At 61.2% G+C, this 18218-nt stretch carries 16 protein-coding genes and 1 other RNA gene; 6 read left to right on the plus strand and 11 right to left on the minus strand.

Translation table 11 applies throughout. The annotated features are described in order from the left end of the window. The first annotated feature begins 2 nt into the window (after positions 1–2). Complete coding sequence (locus tag BVU99_RS04425; RefSeq protein ID WP_099817446.1) at positions 3–1421, plus strand: ATP-binding protein; 1419 nt, start codon at positions 3–5, stop codon at positions 1419–1421. Continuing rightward, the gene (locus tag BVU99_RS04430; protein ID WP_244590490.1) at positions 1421–1948 is read left to right on the plus strand and encodes a GNAT family N-acetyltransferase; all 528 of its coding nucleotides are present in this window, start codon (positions 1421–1423) and stop codon (positions 1946–1948) included. Before BVU99_RS04425 ends, BVU99_RS04430 begins: the two co-directional genes overlap by 1 nt. Positions 1949–1957: 9 nt before the next feature. On the opposite strand, the gene BVU99_RS04435 is transcribed toward BVU99_RS04430, so the two are convergent. The 8 genes from BVU99_RS04435 to BVU99_RS04470 form a co-directional block, all read right to left on the minus strand. Beyond that, complete coding sequence (locus BVU99_RS04435) at positions 1958–2923, minus strand: zinc-binding alcohol dehydrogenase family protein (protein ID WP_089181254.1); 966 nt, start codon at positions 2921–2923, stop codon at positions 1958–1960. 108 nt (positions 2924–3031) lie between these two features. Further along, positions 3032–5911 carry an aminomethyl-transferring glycine dehydrogenase gene (gcvP, locus tag BVU99_RS04440; RefSeq protein WP_049296196.1) on the minus strand — a complete coding sequence of 960 codons (2880 nt, stop codon included), beginning with the start codon at positions 5909–5911 and terminating at the stop codon, positions 3032–3034. Between the two features lie 92 nt (positions 5912–6003). Continuing rightward, positions 6004–6390 carry a glycine cleavage system protein GcvH gene (gene gcvH / locus BVU99_RS04445; RefSeq protein ID WP_099817444.1) on the minus strand — a complete coding sequence of 129 codons (387 nt, stop codon included), beginning with the start codon at positions 6388–6390 and terminating at the stop codon, positions 6004–6006. Between the two features lie 46 nt (positions 6391–6436). Then, positions 6437–7534: a glycine cleavage system aminomethyltransferase GcvT gene (gene gcvT, locus BVU99_RS04450; RefSeq protein WP_004931631.1), complete on the minus strand. Its 1098-nt coding sequence runs from the start codon at positions 7532–7534 to the stop codon at positions 6437–6439. Positions 7535–8040: 506 nt separating this feature from the next. Further along, positions 8041–9243 carry an FAD-dependent 2-octaprenylphenol hydroxylase gene (gene ubiI, locus BVU99_RS04455; protein WP_025304151.1) on the minus strand — a complete coding sequence of 401 codons (1203 nt, stop codon included), beginning with the start codon at positions 9241–9243 and terminating at the stop codon, positions 8041–8043. Positions 9244–9321: 78 nt separating this feature from the next. Continuing rightward, positions 9322–10500 (minus strand): 2-octaprenyl-6-methoxyphenyl hydroxylase, encoded by a 1179-nt coding sequence (ubiH, locus tag BVU99_RS04460; protein WP_049206143.1) that lies wholly within the window; start codon positions 10498–10500, stop codon positions 9322–9324. A 1-nt stretch (position 10501) separates the two neighbouring features. Further along, positions 10502–11818, minus strand: a complete 1317-nt coding sequence (gene pepP / locus BVU99_RS04465; protein ID WP_025304153.1) for a Xaa-Pro aminopeptidase — start codon at positions 11816–11818, stop codon at positions 10502–10504. Positions 11819–11873: 55 nt separating this feature from the next. Continuing rightward, the gene (locus BVU99_RS04470; protein ID WP_049296197.1) at positions 11874–12452 is read right to left on the minus strand and encodes a YecA family protein; all 579 of its coding nucleotides are present in this window, start codon (positions 12450–12452) and stop codon (positions 11874–11876) included. 319 nt (positions 12453–12771) lie between these two features. On the opposite strand from BVU99_RS04470, the gene zapA reads away from it, so the two are divergent. From zapA to BVU99_RS04485, 3 genes are all read left to right on the plus strand, one after another. Further along, positions 12772–13101, plus strand: coding sequence for a cell division protein ZapA (zapA, locus tag BVU99_RS04475; RefSeq protein WP_004931621.1), 330 nt, complete (start codon positions 12772–12774; stop codon positions 13099–13101). Between the two features lie 40 nt (positions 13102–13141). Then, a non-coding RNA gene (ssrS, locus tag BVU99_RS04480) (6S RNA) lies at positions 13142–13324 on the plus strand. 52 nt (positions 13325–13376) lie between these two features. Next, positions 13377–13985: a 5-formyltetrahydrofolate cyclo-ligase gene (locus BVU99_RS04485; protein WP_049206144.1), complete on the plus strand. Its 609-nt coding sequence runs from the start codon at positions 13377–13379 to the stop codon at positions 13983–13985. A 48-nt stretch (positions 13986–14033) separates the two neighbouring features. On the opposite strand, the gene serA is transcribed toward BVU99_RS04485, so the two are convergent. Together serA and rpiA are read right to left on the minus strand one after the other, a co-directional pair. Then, complete coding sequence (serA, locus tag BVU99_RS04490) at positions 14034–15272, minus strand: phosphoglycerate dehydrogenase (protein WP_046687762.1); 1239 nt, start codon at positions 15270–15272, stop codon at positions 14034–14036. A 292-nt stretch (positions 15273–15564) separates the two neighbouring features. After that, positions 15565–16221, minus strand: a complete 657-nt coding sequence (gene rpiA / locus BVU99_RS04495; protein WP_025304157.1) for a ribose-5-phosphate isomerase RpiA — start codon at positions 16219–16221, stop codon at positions 15565–15567. Positions 16222–16425: 204 nt separating this feature from the next. On the opposite strand from rpiA, the gene BVU99_RS04500 reads away from it, so the two are divergent. Continuing rightward, complete coding sequence (locus BVU99_RS04500; protein WP_004931613.1) at positions 16426–17319, plus strand: LysR family transcriptional regulator ArgP; 894 nt, start codon at positions 16426–16428, stop codon at positions 17317–17319. Positions 17320–17367: 48 nt separating this feature from the next. Here the strand turns inward: BVU99_RS04500 and BVU99_RS04505 are convergent, their stop codons facing one another. Next, positions 17368–18099: an oxidative stress defense protein gene (locus BVU99_RS04505; RefSeq protein WP_025160209.1), complete on the minus strand. Its 732-nt coding sequence runs from the start codon at positions 18097–18099 to the stop codon at positions 17368–17370. Positions 18100–18218: the final 119 nt, after the last annotated feature.

The following is an 18218-nucleotide window of genomic DNA, read 5'->3' on the forward strand; positions in this document are numbered from 1 at the left end:
GAATGATCGGTTTCAAATCCTTCTTTATGCGTACCATTATTTTTCAGGTGCTGGCCATTTTATTATTGTGGGGGATCCTCGTCGCCTGGGTGAAATATTGGTATTACCCCGACATGGAGAAATATTTCGATAACCAGCAACGCATCGTCGCTGCAGGCATCGCCAATATTCTCGACGAAACCGGCACTGACAATATCGATTACCGCGGCATCATCAAGACCATTGAAGGCATGTACATTGATTCCATCAATAACGGCATGCAGGATGAAATCGACTATCACCCGCTGTTTGTGGTTTACGATCGGGACAGCCGGGTGCTTTACAGTTCGCAAACGCAGGGAGAACCGCTGCGCCTGCCGCCTTCGGTGCTGTCCGGCTCCGTCAATTACGCCGGTGCCAACTGGCATCTCGCCGGCAGCTGGAGCGAAAAGCACCAGTACCGGGTGATCGTCGGCGAATCGTTCAACGATCGCACCACGCTGTTCGGCAACCCGGCGGAGAGCACCGCCGTACCGCTGCTGGGCATTCTGGCAGCCATCATCGTTACCTTGCTGTTTACCGCCTATTTCAGCCTGCGGCCGCTGCGCCAGATCGCCCGCACCATCTCCGATCGCCAGCCTGGCAACCTGTCGCCGATCAACGTCAGCGAGCAGTATCAGGAAATCCGGCCGGTGGTGATGGAGGTCAACAAGCTGATGGCGCGCATCGACGCCGCCAATCAGCGCGAGAAGCGCTTTATGGCCGATGCGGCGCACGAGCTGCGCACGCCGATCGCCGCCGTGCTGGCACAGCTGCACCTGCTGACCCAGGTCGGCGAGCAGCAGGAGCGCCGGGAGATCATCGGCGACATGCAGCAAGGGCTAGATCGCGCGGCATCGCTGTCGCGCCAGCTGATCAACCTGGCCAAGCTGGAGGCGGAAGATTTTCCACTGAAAATTGAGGCGGTGGACATCTACGCAGAGATCGGCAAATGCATCGCGCAGCACGTCCCCTATGCGCTGGAAAAGGATGTGGAACTCTCGCTCGACGGCAGCGAGGACGTGGTGGTGAGTACCGATCGCCATGCGCTGATCGCCATCTTCACCAACCTGCTGGACAATGCGCTCAAGTACGCGCCCCCCGGCAGCCGTATCGAAGCCAATATCCGCTCGCTGGCGCCGCTCGGCTGCTATATTACGTTGCGCGACAACGGCCCGGGGGTGAGCGAAGAACACCGTTCCCGCCTGTTTGAGCGCTTTTACCGCGTGCCCGGCACGCAGCAAACCGGCAGCGGGCTCGGCTTGGCCATCGCCCGAAACCTGGCCGACAAAATCGGCGCGCAGCTGCGCGTCACCGAAGGCCTTGACGATCGCGGCATCGGCTTCATCATCGATTTGCCGGAAAGTTATCGGCCGCAGACTGAGAGGGAACAACGACCATGATCGCCCCTGTTCTGCTGCAACGGCAGCAACTCGACCGGCTATGGGATATCGACCGCAGCGAAATTATCGACACTCTGTATCGCCTGCACGACGGCAAGCTGCAAGCCTACCCGGACTACTACGACGTGCGCGGCTGGGATCCGCACGATCGGGAAACCTATACGCCGATCCACGAAGCCTGCTTCGATCGCGGCGGCGCGTTCTTCGCGCTGTTCGAAGGCGAGGAGATCGTGGCAGCGGCGGCGCTGGACACCGAACCGCGCGGCCCACAGCGGGATCTGCGCCAGCTGCTGTTCTTTTACGTCAGCGCGCACAAACGCGGCCAGGGGTTAGGCAAGCAGCTGTTCCAACTCTGCCTGCGTCAGGCGGCGCAAGACGGCGCCGCCGGGCTGTATGTCTCCTCCATTCCCAACAAAAGCACCGTAGACTTCTATCTGGCGCAGGGTTGCCGGCTCATCGAACAACCGGATACCGAATTGTTCGCCCGTGAGCCGGAAGACATTCATCTGGTCTGCCCGTGCCGCTAGCGGCCGGGGTTAACGGGCAATGCGCATCACCGAACGCACGTCGCTTTTCTTGTTCAGATCCCACACCTCGGCGATCTCCGCCAACGCGTGCTCCTGCGTCTCGATAGTGAGCGCTCCGGTCGCCGCCAGCGCCAAAATCTCGGCCGCGTAGCGCTGCATCTCCGGGATCGGCGGGAAGTTGCCGGTGCCGCTGCCGAGGATCTGCAGCTGGTTGCTGCGCAGCACCGCCGCCGGCAGCCGGATGTCCGGCGCGGCCATCGAACCGACGTTGACCAGGCGAATGCCGCGTCCGCCGGCGTAAGACGAGAGATCGTGATTATTGAGCGTCGCGAGCAGCGCTTCGGTCGCCGGCCCCCAGATGTAATCGACGATCACCTGATAACCGCCCGGCCCCGCCGCTGCCGCGAAGGCCTGCGTCAGCGCCTCGCCGTGCAGGCTCAGATCCACCGTGGCATCCACGCCCAATGCCTCCAGCACGCTCAGCCGACGGCCGGCGGCAACGATACGCCCAGCCCCTGCCTGACGCGCCGCGGCAACCGCCAGTTTGCCTGAGGTGCCGGTGGCGCCGATGATCAGCACCGTTTCACCGGGCTGCAGATCCGCTCGCCAGCGCAACGGCAACCAGGCGGCGAAGGCCGGATTGATCAGCGCAGCCGCCGTGGCGTCATCCACCGCCTCCGGTACCGGCACCGTCCATGACGCGACGCTGCGCTCAGCCATCGCACCGTAAGGACGGCGGAAGGAGGCAAAGTACACCCGTTTTCCGTCCGCCGTACGGCCCACGCCGTCGGTACCGGGCACAATTGGCAATTGCTTCGGGCTGGAATAGTGGGTGCCGGCGACGGTGGCGCGATCCAGCTGTTTGATGCCGGCCGCCAGAACGTCGATCGGCACTTCATTCGCCTGCGCCTGGGGCTCCTCAAAAGTGCCGAAAACCGGGGCTTGCCCCAGCGCTGTTACGATTGCCGCTTGCATGGTGACTCCTTAAATCGTGGGAACGTACAGGAAAAAATAGGCCGCTATAAAATAAAAAGGGACACCGCATGATGCGGTGTCCCCCAAACACAAACTTTGCCGAACGTGTTATTCGTAATCGCTCATCGGCACGCAAGAGCAGAACAGGTTACGGTCGCCGTACACGTCGTCCAGACGCTTAACGCTCGGCCAGTACTTGTTCTCGCGCACGCCGGCCACCGGGAACACCGCCAGCTCGCGGCTGTACGGGTGCTGCCAGTCGTTGACCAGCTCCGCCTGCACGTGCGGCGCATTCACCAGCGGGTTGTCTTCCAGCGGCCATTCGCCTTTGGCGACGCGGTCGATCTCGCTGCGGATTGCCAGCATCGCATCGATAAAGCGATCCAGCTCCACTTTGCTTTCCGACTCGGTCGGCTCGACCATCAGCGTGCCCGCTACCGGGAACGACATGGTCGGCGCGTGGAAGCCGAAGTCGATCAGGCGCTTGGCGATGTCCATTTCGCTGATGCCGGTCTCTTCCTTCAGCGGACGAATATCGAGGATACATTCGTGCGCCACGCGGTGATCGCGGCCGGTATACAGGATCGGATACGCGTCTTTCAGACGAGTTGCGATGTAGTTGGCATTCAGGATCGCCATCTGGCTGGCCTGCTTCAGGCCTTCCGCGCCCATCATGCGGATGTACATCCAGCTGATCGGCAGGATGGAGGCGCTGCCGAACGGCGCCGCGGAGACCGCGCCCTGCTGGGTGGTTACGCCGTCGATCTGCACGACACTGTGGCCCGGTACGAACGGCGCCAGGTGCGCTTTCACGCCGATAGGGCCCATGCCCGGGCCGCCGCCGCCGTGCGGGATGCAGAAGGTTTTATGCAGGTTGAGGTGCGAAACGTCCGCACCGATGTAGCCTGGCGTGGTGATGCCCACCTGGGCGTTCATGTTGGCGCCGTCCAGATATACCTGACCGCCGAACTGATGCACGATCTGGCACACTTCACGGATGGTTTCTTCATACACGCCGTGGGTCGACGGGTAGGTCACCATGATGCAAGAGAGTTCTTCACCTGCCTGCTCCGCCTTGACGCGCAGATCGTGCAGATCGATGTTGCCGTTCTTGTCACAGGCGACCACCACCACGCTCATGCCCGCCATTTGGGCGGAGGCCGGGTTGGTGCCGTGCGCCGAGCTCGGGATCAGGCAGACGTGGCGGCCCGCTTCGTTGCGGCTTTCGTGGTAGCGACGGATCGCCAGCAGGCCGGCGTATTCGCCCTGCGCGCCGGAGTTCGGCTGCATGCACACCGCGTCATAGCCGGTCAGCTGCACCAGCCACTGAGACAGTTGGCCGATCATCTGCTGGTAGCCGGCAGCCTGCTCCGGCGGGCAGAACGGGTGCAGTTCGGAGAATTCAGGCCAGGTGATCGGGATCATTTCCGCCGCAGCGTTCAATTTCATGGTGCAAGAGCCCAGCGGGATCATTGCCTGGTTCAGCGCCAGATCCTTACGCTCCAAGCGATGCATGTAGCGCATCATCTCGGTTTCGCTGTGATAGCGGTTGAATACCGGGTGGGTCAGGATCGGGTCCTGGCGCAACATGGCGGCCGGGATCGATGCGCTGTTCTTGCTCACAGCCGCGTCCAGCGCGTCGATGTCCAGGCCGTGGTTGTCGCCGGCCAGCAGTGCGAACAGCGTTTGCACGTCTTCACGCGAGGTGGCTTCATCCAGCGTGATGCCCACGGCGCCGTGAATGTCGGTACGCAGGTTGATGCCGAAGCTCAGCGCACGTTCCAGCACGGCAGCCTTGTCTTTCACTTCAACGGTCAGGGTGTCGAACCAGGTGTTATGACGCAGCGTCAGGCCGGCCTTCTGCAGCCCGGCGGCCAGAATGTCGGTCAGGCGGTGGATACGCCCGGCGATGCGCTGCAGCCCTTGCGGGCCATGGTACACCGCGTACAGGCTGGCGATGTTGGCCAACAGCACCTGGGAGGTACAGATATTCGAGTTGGCCTTCTCGCGGCGGATATGCTGCTCGCGGGTCTGCATCGCCATACGCAGCGCGGTGTTGCCGGCGGCATCGCGGGAAACGCCGATGATGCGGCCCGGCATCGAACGCTTGAACTCGTCGCGGCAGGCGAAGAAGGCGGCGTGCGGGCCGCCGTAGCCCATCGGCACGCCGAAGCGCTGCGCGGAGCCGAACACCACGTCGGCGCCCTGCTTGCCCGGCGCGGTCAGCAGCACCAGGGCCATGATGTCGGCGGCCACGCTGGTGATGATTTTGCGCGATTTCAATTCGGCCAGCAACGCGCTGTAGTCGTGCAGCTCGCCGGTGGTGCCCACCTGTTGCAACAGCACGCCGAACACGCCGTCCAGCTCCAGCACTTTTTCCGCTTTATCGACGATGACGTCGAAGCCGAAGGTTTCGGCGCGGGTGCGCACCACGTCCAGCGTCTGCGGATGCACGTCGTCAGCCACAAAGAAGCGGTTGGCGTCTTTCAGCTTGCTGGCGCGTTTGGCCAACGCCATCGCTTCGGCGGCGGCGGTCGCTTCATCCAACAGCGACGCGGAGGCCAGATCCAGGCCGGTCAGATCGAGGGTCACGGTCTGGAAGTTCAGCAGCGCTTCCAGGCGGCCCTGCGACACTTCCGGCTGATAAGGGGTATAAGCGGTGTACCAGCCCGGGTTTTCCAGCATGTTGCGCAGGATCACCGGCGGCGTCAGCACGGCGCTGTAGCCCATGCCGATATAGGATTTGTAGCGCTGATTTTGCGAGGCGATCGCCTTCAGCTCAGCCAGCGCCTGGTGTTCGGTCGCCGCGTCGCCGACCGGCGGCGGCCCCGGCAGCTGAATATCCGCCGGCACGATCTGTTGGATCAGCGCGCTGAGCGAGCGAGCGCCCACCGCTGCCAGCAACTCCTGGCGTTGTTCCGCAGAAGAGCCGATGTGGCGTTCGATGAACGCTTCGCTGTGTTCGAGTTGGCTGAGTGTCTGAGTCATTGCTACAAATTCCTGAATGCTTGCGTGATACGGGATATAGCTTGAACGGTAACTAAAACGCCCCGGCCGAGAAGCCTGGGGCGTGGTCACGATTACTCGTCGATCGAGGCCTGATAAGCCGCGGCGTCCAGCAGGTTCGCCAGCTCGCCTTCGTCGGAGGCTTTGATCTGGAACAGGAAGCCGTCACCGTAAGGTTCGCTGTTGACCAGCTCCGGGGAGCTTTCCAGCTCGCTGTTCACCGCCACGATTTCGCCGCTGATTGGCGCGTAAATGTCCGACGCCGCCTTGACGGATTCCGCCACGGCGCAATCTTCACCGGCGGCGACGCTGCGGCCCACTTCCGGCAGATCGACAAACACCATATCGCCCAGCAGTTCCTGCGCGTGTTCGGTGATGCCTACGGTGTAAACGCCGTTACCTTCTGCACGAACCCACTCGTGGGAGGATGCGTATTTCAATTCTGTTGGCACATTGCTCATCGCCGGTTACTCCTTCGAAGAAATAAAAGAATCAATCAATAAAAAATCAATTTGTCAGCGGCTTGCCGGCGCGAACGAAACCGGGCTTGGTCACTTTGACCGGCATTTCACGGTTGCGGATCTGCACGATAGCCTGCTCGCCGATGCCTGCCGGCACGCGCGCCAGCGCGATGCTGAAGCCCAGCGTCGGAGAGAACGAGCCGCTGGTGATCACGCCTTCGTGGGTTTGCCCCGCCGCGTCGGTGAAACGCACCGGCAGCTCATTACGTAATACGCCTTTTTCCGTCATGATCAAGCCGACCAGTTGCTCGGTGCCCTGCTCGCGCTGTTGCTCCAGCGCTTCGCGGCCGATGAAACGGCGATCTTCCGGCTGCCAGGCGATGGTCCAGCCCATGTTGGCGGCCAGCGGCGAAACGCCTTCATCCATCTCTTGCCCGTAGAGGTTCATGCCCGCTTCCAGACGCAGCGTGTCGCGCGCGCCCAGACCGGCCGGCTTGACACCCGCGGCCAGCAATTTTTGCCAGAAATCCGCCGCCTGCTCTTTCGGCAGCGCGATCTCATAGCCGGCCTCGCCGGTGTAACCGGTAGTGGCGATGAACAGCTCGCCGGCCTGCACGCCGAAGAATGGCTTCATGCCCTCGACCGCGCTTTTTTGTTCCGGGGTGAACAGGGTGCCGGCACGCTCTTTGGCCTGCGGGCCCTGCACTGCGATCAGCGCCAGATCGTCGCGCACCGTCAGCGCGACGCCATACGGCGCGGCGTGCTCTTCGATCCAGGCCAGGTCTTTGTCGCGGGTGGCGGAGTTCACCACCAGGCGGAAATAGTCTTCAGTGAGGAAATAAACGATCAGGTCGTCGATCACGCCGCCGGAGGCATTCAGCATGCCGGTGTACAGTGCTTTGCCGGGTTGGGTCAGTTTGGCGACGTCGTTCGCCAGCAGGTAGCGCAGGAACTCGCGGGTGCGGGCGCCGTGCAGATCTACAATGGTCATGTGAGACACGTCGAACATGCCGGCATCCTGACGCACCGCGTGGTGCTCATCAAGCTGCGAGCCGTAGTGCAGCGGCATCATCCAGCCGTGAAAGTCTACCATGCGCGCACCGCACGCCACGTGCTGGTCGTACAGTGGGGTTTGCTTTGCCATCTTTTCCCTCTTTCCACTCGTCGCTAGAAGTTAGGGTGCTGCCACGCAATGCGGCGGAGCCTGGCTCGCGGCCCGATCGCCATGGCGCACTGACTGCTCAACACAAATGCTGCGCCGGGACGGGCGGAAACTGCGTGTAACCGCCGTGACGCAAACGATACCTTTCCCTCGAACTTATCACCGAACGACCACATTAACCATAAGTTAAAATAGGCTCATCGCCGTTCCCGGGCGGTAAAATGCCGGGGTAGTGTGCAGAGTTTTTCACTGGAAAAATGCGCCTTAAGGCACAAAATTAACAATTAAAGCGGTAAAACGCCGAAGTTATATAACAAACAGATGGTCGCGCATGGGATCCCGACTTTTGATAACCGAACATGGAATTAGAAAAAGTAATGATAAAAAGCGGCTGAAATTAGATTATTTCAAATGAAGGGTTATATAAGGAAAAGCGATGGAATAAGGCGAGAAGCGCGAGCCCGGTGCGGGCCCGCAGAAGGAAGGGATCAGGCAAGCCACTCGGGCAGATCGTTCAGGCCCATCGCCTGACGCACCAGCTTAGGCTTGACGCCCGGCAGGCTGTCCGCCAGCCGCAGGCCCACGTCACGCAGCAGCTTTTTGGCCGGGTGGTTGCCGTCAAACAGTTCGCGGAAACCCTGCATGCTGGCCAGCATCACCGCCGCGCCATGTTTGCGGCGGCGCTCATAGCGGCGCAGATAGAGGTGCTGGCCGATATCCTTGCCCTGCCGCTGCAGGCGGCGCAGTTCGGAAATCAGCTCGGCGGCATCCATAAAGCCCAGGTTCACGCCCTGCCCGGCAAGCGGGTGCACGGTATGCGCCGCATCGCCCACCAGCGCCAGGCGGTGCGCGGCGAAGCTGCGCGCATAGCGGCCGGTCAACGGGAACGCCAGCCGTTCGCTTTCCAGGCTGCAAGCCCCCAGGCGCATGTCGAAGGTCATCGCCAGTTCGCGGTTGAATTGCTCCGGTTCCAGCCGTTTGAGCCGTTCGGCTTCTTCCGGCGTCACCGACCAGACGATAGAGCTCAAATGCGGATCGCTGAACGGCAGGAACGCCAGAATGCCGTCGCCGTGGAAAATTTGCCGCGCCGTCGCCTGATGCGGTTCTTCGGTGCGAACGGTGGCCACCAGCGCGTGGTGACGGTAATCCCAGAAGGTGAGCGGGATATCGGCATGCTGGCGCAGCCACGACTGGGCGCCGTCGGCGCCGATCACCAACCGGGCGGTCAGCATGCGCCCGTCCTCCAGCGTGACGAAGGCGTCATTTTCGCCCCATGCTACCTGCTTGAGCGCGGCCGGGGTAATCAGCGTGATGTCCGACAGGCTTTCGGCGCGTTTCCACAGCGCCTGCTGGATCACCGAATTTTCGATGATGTGGCCGAGATGGCTGAAGCCGCACTCGTCGCCGCGGAAAGCAATCTTGCCGAAGCTGTCGCGATCCCACACTTCCATCGCATTGTAGGCGCTGGCGCGCAGCTGGAGAATGTCGTCCCACACGCCGATGTGCTGCAGCAAACGCTCGCTGGCGGCATTGATGGCGGAGACGCGCAGGGCCGGCTGTTCCGACGGCGGCGCCATCTCCGGCTGGCGCTGCTCCAGCACCGCCACGCGCAGCCCGCTGCCCTGCAGGCCGCAGGCCAACGCCAGCCCCACCATACCGCCACCGGCGATAATCACGTCAAATGATTGCATGCTGCTCGATTTCCTTAAATAACGCGCGACGCCTTGCCGCGCCGCGCTTTGGGCGCGTTAAAGCGCCCGACCATGTCTCTAACGTTCCACCCAGCCCAGCGTACGCTTGGCGAAGGCATCGCGTATCGCCGGCAAACGTTCCATCGCCATCAGCCCCAGATTGCGCCCAATCACCAGCGGGCCATAACGGTTGGCGAACAGATGAATCAACCCGTCGGTCACGCCGATCGTCGCCTGTTGATCGTTTTGCCGCCGCTGCTGATAACGGCTCAGCAGTGCGTAACCGCCGGCGTCTTCGCCGCTGTCTGCCGCTTCCGCCAGCGTTTCCGCCAGCGACATCACGTCGCGCAGGCCAAGGTTGAACCCCTGCCCGGCGATAGGATGCAGCGTTTGCGCCGCGTTGCCCACCAGCGCCAGCCGGTGGCTGACATGGCGATCGGCGGTCAGCAGCCCGAGTGGATAACTGTGCCGTTTACCGGCCTTGAGGATACGCCCCAGCCGCCAGCCGAAAGCCTGTTGCAGCTCGGCGATAAAGCGCTCGTCGTCCCAGGCATCCACCTGGGCGCGATCTTCACGCGCATGGCACCACACCAGTGAACTGCGCCCCTGCGACATCGGCAACAGCGCCAGCGGCCCATAGCGGGTAAAGCGCTCAAAGGCGCGCCCCTGCGGATCTTCCGCCGTGGTGACGTTGGCGATGGTGGCGAACTGCGGATAGTCCTCCTGCCGCCACTGCACGTTGCAGGCCTGCGCCAGCGCAGAGCGCGAACCGTCGGCCGCCACCAGCAGCTGCCCGCGCAGACGCTGGCCGTTGTCCAGCAGCACCTCCGCCCGCTCTGCGGTGCGGATCACGTCCACCACCCGCGCCGGGCAGTGCAGCGTGACACCCGGCGCCTTGGCCAGCAGCGCGAACAGCCGCTGCCCGGCGTCGTGCAGTTCGATCACCTGGCCGAGCGCATCGACCTGATAGTCTTGCGCCTGCAGATTCACGAAGCCGGCGTGCCCGCGATCGCTGACGTGCACCTGAGTGATCGGCGTAGCGCAATCGCGCAGCGCCGGCCAAACGCCGATGCGCGCCAGCTGTTGGCAGGTACCCTGCGCCAATGCGATGGCGCGGGCGTCAAAACCTGGGTGGCTGCGGTCATCCGGCCGGGTCGCCTCGACCAGATCCACCGCCATTCTTCCCTGAGTGAGCGACGAAATGGCCAGCGCCAACGTCGCGCCCGCCATACCGCCGCCAACGATAATAACGCTCATGTTACGACCTTGCCGCCGCCATCAAGGCCTCGATGGCATCGGCGTCTTTCACCACGGTGGCGGTCAGGTTTTCATTGCCGTCGGCGGTGATCACGATATCGTCCTCGATGCGGATGCCGATGCCGCGGTACTCCGCCGGCACGTCCGCATCCGGCGCGATGTACAGCCCCGGCTCCACGGTCAGCACCATGCCCGGCTCCAGCAGCCGATCGCGGCTCGGCGTGCCGTAGTGGCCAACGTCGTGCACATCGAGACCCAGCCAGTGGCTCAGCCCGTGCATGAAGAACTGACGGTGCGCCTGCTCGGCGATCAGCGAGTCGACTTCACCTTTCAATACGCCCAGCTCCACCAGCCCGACCACCATGATGCGCACCACTTCGTCATTGACTTCGCGAATGCTGGTGCCGGGTTTGAACAGTTCCAAAGCGCGCTGCAGCGACGCCAGCACAATGTCGTACACCGCGCGCTGCGGCCGGCTGAACTTGCCGTTGACCGGGAAGGTGCGGGTGATGTCGCCGGCGTACCCCTGGTACTCGCAGCCGGCGTCGATCAGCACCAGATCGCCGTCGCGCATCTGGCTCTCGTTCTCGGTGTAGTGCAGGATACAGCCGTTTTCGCCGCTGCCGACGATGGTGTTGTAAGACGGGTAACGGGCGCCGAGGCGGGTGAATTCATGATGAATTTCCGCTTCCAGCTGGTATTCGAACATGCCCGGGCGGCATTTTTCCATCGCGCGGGTATGCGCCAACGCGCTGATCTCACCGGCGCGGCGCATCACCGCCAGCTCTTCCGGCGACTTGAACAGCCGCATGTCATGCAGCCACGGCCGCCAGTCGGTAACGGTGGCCGGCGCCTGCAGGCTCTGGCGGAACCCCTTGCGCAGCTTGTCCAGCGCGCCGAACAGGATCTGATCGGCATAGGCGTATTCGCCCTGCGCGTGGTAGACCACGTCCAGGCCGTTGAGCAGCAGATGCAGCTGGTCATTGATTTCATCGAACGGCAGCGCGCGATCCACGCCCAGCTTCGCCGGCGCGGCGTCTTGCCCCAGGCGGCGACCAAACCAGATTTCCGCCGTCAGATCGCGCACCCGGTTGAACAACACGCTGTGGTTGTGCGTTTCGTCGCTTTTAATCAGCACCAGCACCGCTTCCGGCTCATTGAAGCCGGTCAGGTACCAAAAATCGCTGTTCTGCCGATAGGGATAGTCTGAATCTGCACTGCGCGTCGTTTCCGGCGCAGAGAAAATAACCGCCGCGCTGGCCGGCGCCATTTTCGCCAACAGCGCCTGGCGGCGGTTGTTGAATTCCTGCTGAGTCATTACCTTCTCCTGAAATCATGCCATCCGCACCGCCGGCGGAGGGGCGATAGAACGTTTAGTGCAGCGTCGGTTTGATGTTTTCCGGCGCCGTGGGCTTGTGACGGGTGAATTCGCCGTGGCACATGATGGCGGCAACCCGCACATACTCCGCCACTTCTTCCAACGACTGTTCCAATTCTTCCTGATCTTCGTCTTCGTCGTAGCCCAGCTGCGCGATGTTGCGCAGATCGTCGATCGCTTCACCGACCTCGTCTTTCACCTGAGCCAACTTCGGCTGCATCATGCCCAGCCCGAGCAGGAAGTGGTTGACCCAACCGCCCAGCGCGTCGGCGCGATCGAACACGCTGACGATCTCCCCTTCAGGCAGCATCAGTTGGAACAGGAATTCGTCATCTTCCAGCGTGTCACGCGTCACTTCATACAGCTGCTGCAGCGGTTGGCTAAGCGCCTGCGGGAAGGCGACGCCTTCGTTGGTCAGATCGTGCACCAGCGCCTGCCAGCCGGCGTCACGGCTGCCGCCGCACAGCAGGCCGCTGATCAGGCCGTGCATTTCTGCCGCGGTCAGCGCCACCGACTGCTGGTTGAGGGCCACGGTCAAAGATTGGTAACTTGGAAATGTATTCTGTATAGACATGCGCATTCGTCATCGTTGGCAGGATAAGTTCGTGTTATGCTACCACCAAGGTCCGTCGCTATACCAGATAAGCGCGACACCTCAGTGGCTAGTTATAATCGCGATGTGGCAGGTTTCACACTGCGCCGGCGGGTGACGAAAGTGCGGTAAATACGCATTTTGAAACCCTTTTTTGACTGGCAATGTGCGCCACAGTAGATTACAACCAGGTACTGAAAAAGGGGTTGTATCTTGGTACCGAGGTATATATAGTGGCGCCCGCTTTGACGGCCCGGCCAGGGCGGACAAGGCTGGCGCGAAATTTAGGCAGGAAGGTGGCATGTCTGCACAACCGGTAGATATTCAAATTTTTGGCCGCTCGTTAAGAGTCAATTGCCCGCCAGAACAACAAGATGCGTTGAATATGGCGGCGGACGATCTTAACCAACGGTTGCAAGATCTTAAAGTTCGCACTAGAGTCTCCAATACTGAGCAACTGGTTTTCATCGCGGCATTGAACGTCTGTCACGAACTTGCTCAAGAACGGTTGAAAACCCGTGACTATGCGTCCAATATGGAACAACGCATACGGATGCTGCAGCAGACCATTGAACAAGCGCTGCTTGAACAAGGTCGCATCTCTGAACGTCAGGATGCACAATTCGAATAACTTAAGTTGTTGAAATCAAAGTTTCAGCAACGAGTACAAAATTTCTCTGAGATGTTCGCCAGCGGGCCAGTCCCCTGAGCCGATATTTAGTACAAACAGAATGTGTTGCTCCGCGATCGGTGAGCACGCTCGGTGCGCCGAGAAGCCTTAAGATTGCGACGGCACGTTCACCTTGAACCATGGGTTCAAGGGTTACAGCCTGCGACGGCATCTCGGAGATTCCCCTTCTCAGCGGTTTATGTGTGCTGAACGCCACACTGAGCAAGCCTGATACGATGTCTTTTCAACCCCAATTCGCGCAGCAGCGCCAAGCCATACGCCAACTCATTCGCCAACGCCGACGCGAACTTACGCCGGATCAGCAACGCTTTGCCGCAGACAAGATAACCGAGCGCCTTGCCGCACATGCACGCATTCAGGCGGCGCGCAGCATCGCGGTATTTTTGTCGTTTGACGGCGAACTCGACACCGGGCCGCTGATCGAGCAACTGTGGACGCTCGGCAAACAGGTTTACCTGCCGGTACTGCATCCGTTCAGTTCAGGACACCTGCTGTTCCTGCGCTATGCGCCGGAAACGCCGCTGGTACGCAATCGCTTCAATATTCTCGAGCCCCGCCTCGATGTGCGCCAGGTGTTGCCGCTGGGCGAACTTGACGTCGTGCTGACGCCGTTGGTGGCATTCGATCATACCGGGCAGCGTTTGGGCATGGGGGGCGGTTTTTACGATCGCACCCTGCAAAACTGGCGCAGCGGCGGCCCCTATCCCATCGGTCTGGCCCATGATTGCCAGCAGGTGGAGCGCCTGCCGACCGAGCACTGGGATATCCCGCTGCCGGAAATCCTCACCCCGCTCTGCAGCTGGGCGTGGCACGAGCCCAAATAGCAAAAGGCCGGATCGCTCCGGCCTTTTTCGTTGCGGCAAGCCGCCGAATCAGAACAGCAGACGGGCGCGAATGGTGCCGTCGATGGCCTTCATGCGCTGCAGCGCAGCGTCGGCGCGTGCGATTTCCGCTTCGATGTCGATCACCACGTAGCCGATTTCCGGCCCGGTTTGCAGATACTGGGCGGCGATGTTAACCCCCTCTTCGGCGAAGATCTGGTTAATCTGCGTCAGCACACCCGGACGGTTTTCGTGGATGTGCAGCAGGCGGCTGGCGTTCGGACCATGCGCCGGCAGCGACACTTCCGGGAAGTTGACGGCGGACAGAGTCGATCCGTTGTCGGAGTATTTCGCCAGCTTGCCGGCCACTTCGTCGCCGATGTTCTCCTGCGCTTCCTGCGTGGAACCGCCGATGTGCGGCGTCAGCAGCACGTTATCGAACTCACACAGCGGCGAGTTGAACGGATCGCTGTTGGTCGCCGGCTCTTCCGGGAAGACGTCGATCGCCGCACCCGCCAGGTGATTGCTGGCCAGCGCGTCGCACAGCGCGGGAATATCCACCACGGTGCCGCGCGAGGCGTTGATCAGAATGGCGCCCGGCTTCATCAGCGCCAGCTCTTCCGCCCCCATCATGTTCTTGGTGGCCAGCGTTTCCGGCACGTGCAGCGTCACCACGTCGCTCATATTGAGCAGATCGGACAGATGACGCACCTGCTGCGCGTTGCCTAACGGCAGTTTGTTCTCGATATCGTAGAAGAACACCTTCATGCCCAGCCCTTCGGCCAGAATGCCCAGCTGGGTGCCGATATGGCCGTAGCCGATGATGCCCAGCTTTTTGCCGCGCGCCTCATAAGAGCCCACGGCCAATTTGTGCCACACGCCGCGGTGCGCCTTGGCGTTGGCGGCCGGAATGCCGCGCAGCATCAACAGCAGCTCGCCCAGCACCATTTCGGCCACGGATCGGGTATTGGAGAAGGGGGCGTTGAAGACCGGAATACCGCGTTTGGTCGCCGCTTTCAGATCAACCTGGTTGGTGCCGATGCAGAAGCAGCCCACCGCCACCAGTTTTTCTGCGGCGGCGAACACCTCTTCGGTCAGATGCGTACGCGATCGGATGCCGACGAAGTGTGCATCGCGGATGGATGCCTTCAGCGATTCGGTGTCTAACGCACCCTTGTGGTATTCGATGTTGGTATAACCGGCGGCACGTAAATTATCGACCGTGCTCTGATGAACCCCTTCCACCAACAGGAATTTAATCCTGTCTTTCTCCAATGATACTTTTGCCATTTACCCGACCCTATGTTCAGACTTCAGAAGCGGCTGTGACGACACAGCTCCCATCCAACATAACAAAAATAACGCGGGCGGCAATACAAACGATTGCCTGCCCGGCAGGACAAGGCGCAGCGTTGATGGCGGTTTACGGCAGAAAATGCCATAGGGAAAGTTTTCAGCAGAAGCTTTGGGGAGTCAGCTTTCACAATGTGACATAAGTCACCAAATTTGCCGTTTTTCAGAAAAGATATTTTAACCGAAGAATTATGCGGCCCGGCACTACCGGGCCACAGACGGCAGAGGCTTATTTGACTACTTTCACGCCTTCCGGGGTGCCGACCAGCGCCACGTCCGCGCCGCGGTTGGCGAACAGCCCCACGGTCACCACGCCGGCGATGCCGTTGATCTTGTTCTCCAGCGCGATGGCGTCGGTGATGCTCAGGTTATGCACATCGAGGATCACGTTGCCGTTGTCGGTCACCACGTTCTGGCGATACTCCGGCAGGCCGCCGAGTTTCACCAGCTCGCGCGCCACGTAAGAGCGAGCCATCGGGATCACTTCCACCGGCAGCGGGAACTTGCCCAGCACGTCCACCTGCTTGCTGGCGTCGACAATGCAGATAAATTTCTTGGCGATGGCGGCGATGATCTTCTCGCGCGTCAGCGCAGCGCCGCCGCCCTTGATCATCTGCATATGGCCGTTGATTTCGTCCGCGCCGTCCACGTAGATATCGAGCGAGTCCACTTCGTTGCTGTCGAACACGTGGATGCCGAGGCTTTTCAACTTGGCGGTGGAGGCGTCTGAGCTGGACACCGCGCCTTCGATCTGGTGCTTGATGGAGCCCAGCGCGTCAATAAAGTGGGCGGCGGTAGAACCGGTGCCGACCCCGACGATGGTGCCCGGCGTCACGTATTCCAGCGCCGCCCAGCCCACCGCTTTTTTCAGTTCATCCTGCGTCATAATATGTCCCTTGCCTCTGTACGAAAACGTGTGCGTATTATAGGGTAAAACGCTATTTTTCACGCCGGCAGGATCACACTTATTTACCGCAGCCCGCATTTTTACCCGCTTGGCGGCGAGCTGGAGGCGTGATTTTTCCACCTGCGCCGCACGCAAAATGTGGCATAGTGCCGGTATCATTCTAATTTAAGGGATATCTTTCCGATGAAACGCCCAGACTATCGTACGCTGCAAGCGCTGGACGCGGTGATCCGTGAGCGCGGCTTCGAGCGCGCCGCGCAAAAACTCTGTATCACGCAATCGGCGGTATCCCAACGCATCAAACAGCTGGAAAACCTGTTCGGCCAACCGCTGCTGGTTCGTACCGTGCCGCCGCGCCCGACCGAACAAGGGCAAAAGCTGCTGGCGCTGCTGCATCAGGTGGAGCTGCTGGAGGAAGAGTGGCTCGGCAATGACACCGGCGTCGATACGCCGCTGCTGCTGTCGCTGGCGGTCAACGCCGACAGTCTGGCAACCTGGCTGCTGCCGGCGCTGAAGCCGGTGCTGGCGGACTCCCCCATTCGCCTGAATCTGCAGGTGGAAGATGAAACCCGCACCCAGGAGCGGCTGCGCCGCGGTGAGGTGGTGGGCGCGGTGAGTATTCAGCCGCAGCCGCTGCCGAGCTGCCTGGTGGATAGGCTGGGGGCGCTGGACTACCTGTTCGTGGCCTCCAGCGGCTTCGCCGAGCGCTATTTCCCGAACGGCGTCACCCGCTCCGCGCTGCTGAAAGCGCCGGCGGTGGCCTTCGATCATCTCGACGACATGCACCAGGCATTTCTGCAGCAGAACTTCGATCTGTCGCCGGGCAGCGTGCCCTGCCACATCGTGAACTCATCGGAAGCCTTCGTGCAGCTGGCGCGTCAGGGCACCACCTGCTGTATGATCCCGCATCTGCAGATCGAAAAGGAGCTGGCATCCGGTGAACTGATCGATCTGACGCCCGGGCTATACCAGCGCCGCATGCTGTACTGGCACCGTTTCGCGCCGGAAAGCCGCATGATGCGCAAAGTGACCGACGCACTGCTGGAACACGGTCATCAGGTGCTGCGTCAGGATTAAAACGAAAAAAGGTTCGCCGCAGCGAACCTTTTCTTCAATACGATAACCTTACTGCGCGGCGTTACGCTGCAGCTCGAACACCACGTCCACCTGATCGTCGAAGTGAATGCTTTGCTGTTCATAGGTTTGCGCCGCGTCGCTTTCCGCCGCCGCACCGGCCGCCTTATACATCCGCGCCACCGGCATCGGCTGGTAGTTGGCGACCCGGTAGCGAATGCTGTACACCGGTCCCAGCTTGGCGTGGAAGCCTTTGGCCAGGGATTCGGCCTGCTGAGTCGCGTTCTCGATCGCTTTTTGCCGCGCCTGCTCGCGATACACGTCCGGCTTGGCGACGCCCAGCTCCACCGCGCGGATCTCGTTCAGGCCGGATTTCAGCGCGCCGTCCAGCAGCTCGTTCAGCTTGTCCAGCTGACGCAGAGTCACCTGCACCTGGCGCACCGCCCGGTAGCCCTTCAACACCGACTCACCGGTTTTTAGGTAATCGTATTCCGGCTGGGTGCGCAGGTTGGCGGCGCTGATGTCTTTCTTCTCGATGTTGTTTTTCTGCAGGAAATCAAAGTACTGCGCCACGCGCTCGTCTACCTGCTTCTTCGCCTGGGCGGCGTCTTTGGAGGAGACGCTCACTTCGATCGCCAGGGTGGCGATATCCGGCGTGGCGTCCACGCTGGCGGTGCCGGAGGTGACGACGTGCGGCCCTTCAGGCACTTCAGCCGCCTGCAGCGCCATCGGTAACGTCCCTAATCCGACCATTGCGGCCATAGCCAATGCTTTTAGCTTCACAGTGTCTCCTTAATGACAGGCTGTCTCTGATCGCCGGCTTTTCCCTGTGAGAACCGCCGGATTCCTGGCATCAAACGTAGCATATCGCACGGCGTTTTGAATTCGGATTAGTGACAAAT

The organism is Serratia sp. OLAL2 (genome assembly GCF_002752475.1).
Classification (GTDB): Bacteria; Pseudomonadota; Gammaproteobacteria; order Enterobacterales; family Enterobacteriaceae; genus Serratia; species Serratia bockelmannii.

Excerpts from the sequence above, each read along its gene's own strand:
- zapA (WP_004931621.1), top strand. The coding sequence starts at position 12,772 with ATGTCTGCACAACCGGTAGATATTCAAATTTTTGGCCGCTCGTTAAGA.
- BVU99_RS04435 (WP_089181254.1), bottom strand. The coding sequence starts at position 2,923 with ATGCAAGCGGCAATCGTAACAGCGCTGGGGCAAGCCCCGGTTTTCGGC.
- rpiA (WP_025304157.1), bottom strand. The coding sequence starts at position 16,221 with ATGACGCAGGATGAACTGAAAAAAGCGGTGGGCTGGGCGGCGCTGGAA.
- ubiI (WP_025304151.1), bottom strand. The coding sequence starts at position 9,243 with ATGCAATCATTTGACGTGATTATCGCCGGTGGCGGTATGGTGGGGCTG.
- gcvP (WP_049296196.1), bottom strand. The coding sequence starts at position 5,911 with ATGACTCAGACACTCAGCCAACTCGAACACAGCGAAGCGTTCATCGAA.
- BVU99_RS04425 (WP_099817446.1), top strand. The coding sequence starts at position 3 with ATGATCGGTTTCAAATCCTTCTTTATGCGTACCATTATTTTTCAGGTG.
- BVU99_RS04470 (WP_049296197.1), bottom strand. The coding sequence starts at position 12,452 with ATGTCTATACAGAATACATTTCCAAGTTACCAATCTTTGACCGTGGCC.
- serA (WP_046687762.1), bottom strand. The coding sequence starts at position 15,272 with ATGGCAAAAGTATCATTGGAGAAAGACAGGATTAAATTCCTGTTGGTG.
- gcvT (WP_004931631.1), bottom strand. The coding sequence starts at position 7,534 with ATGGCAAAGCAAACCCCACTGTACGACCAGCACGTGGCGTGCGGTGCG.
- pepP (WP_025304153.1), bottom strand. The coding sequence starts at position 11,818 with ATGACTCAGCAGGAATTCAACAACCGCCGCCAGGCGCTGTTGGCGAAA.
- ubiH (WP_049206143.1), bottom strand. The coding sequence starts at position 10,500 with ATGAGCGTTATTATCGTTGGCGGCGGTATGGCGGGCGCGACGTTGGCG.
- gcvH (WP_099817444.1), bottom strand. The coding sequence starts at position 6,390 with ATGAGCAATGTGCCAACAGAATTGAAATACGCATCCTCCCACGAGTGG.
- BVU99_RS04500 (WP_004931613.1), top strand. The coding sequence starts at position 16,426 with ATGAAACGCCCAGACTATCGTACGCTGCAAGCGCTGGACGCGGTGATC.
- BVU99_RS04485 (WP_049206144.1), top strand. The coding sequence starts at position 13,377 with ATGTCTTTTCAACCCCAATTCGCGCAGCAGCGCCAAGCCATACGCCAA.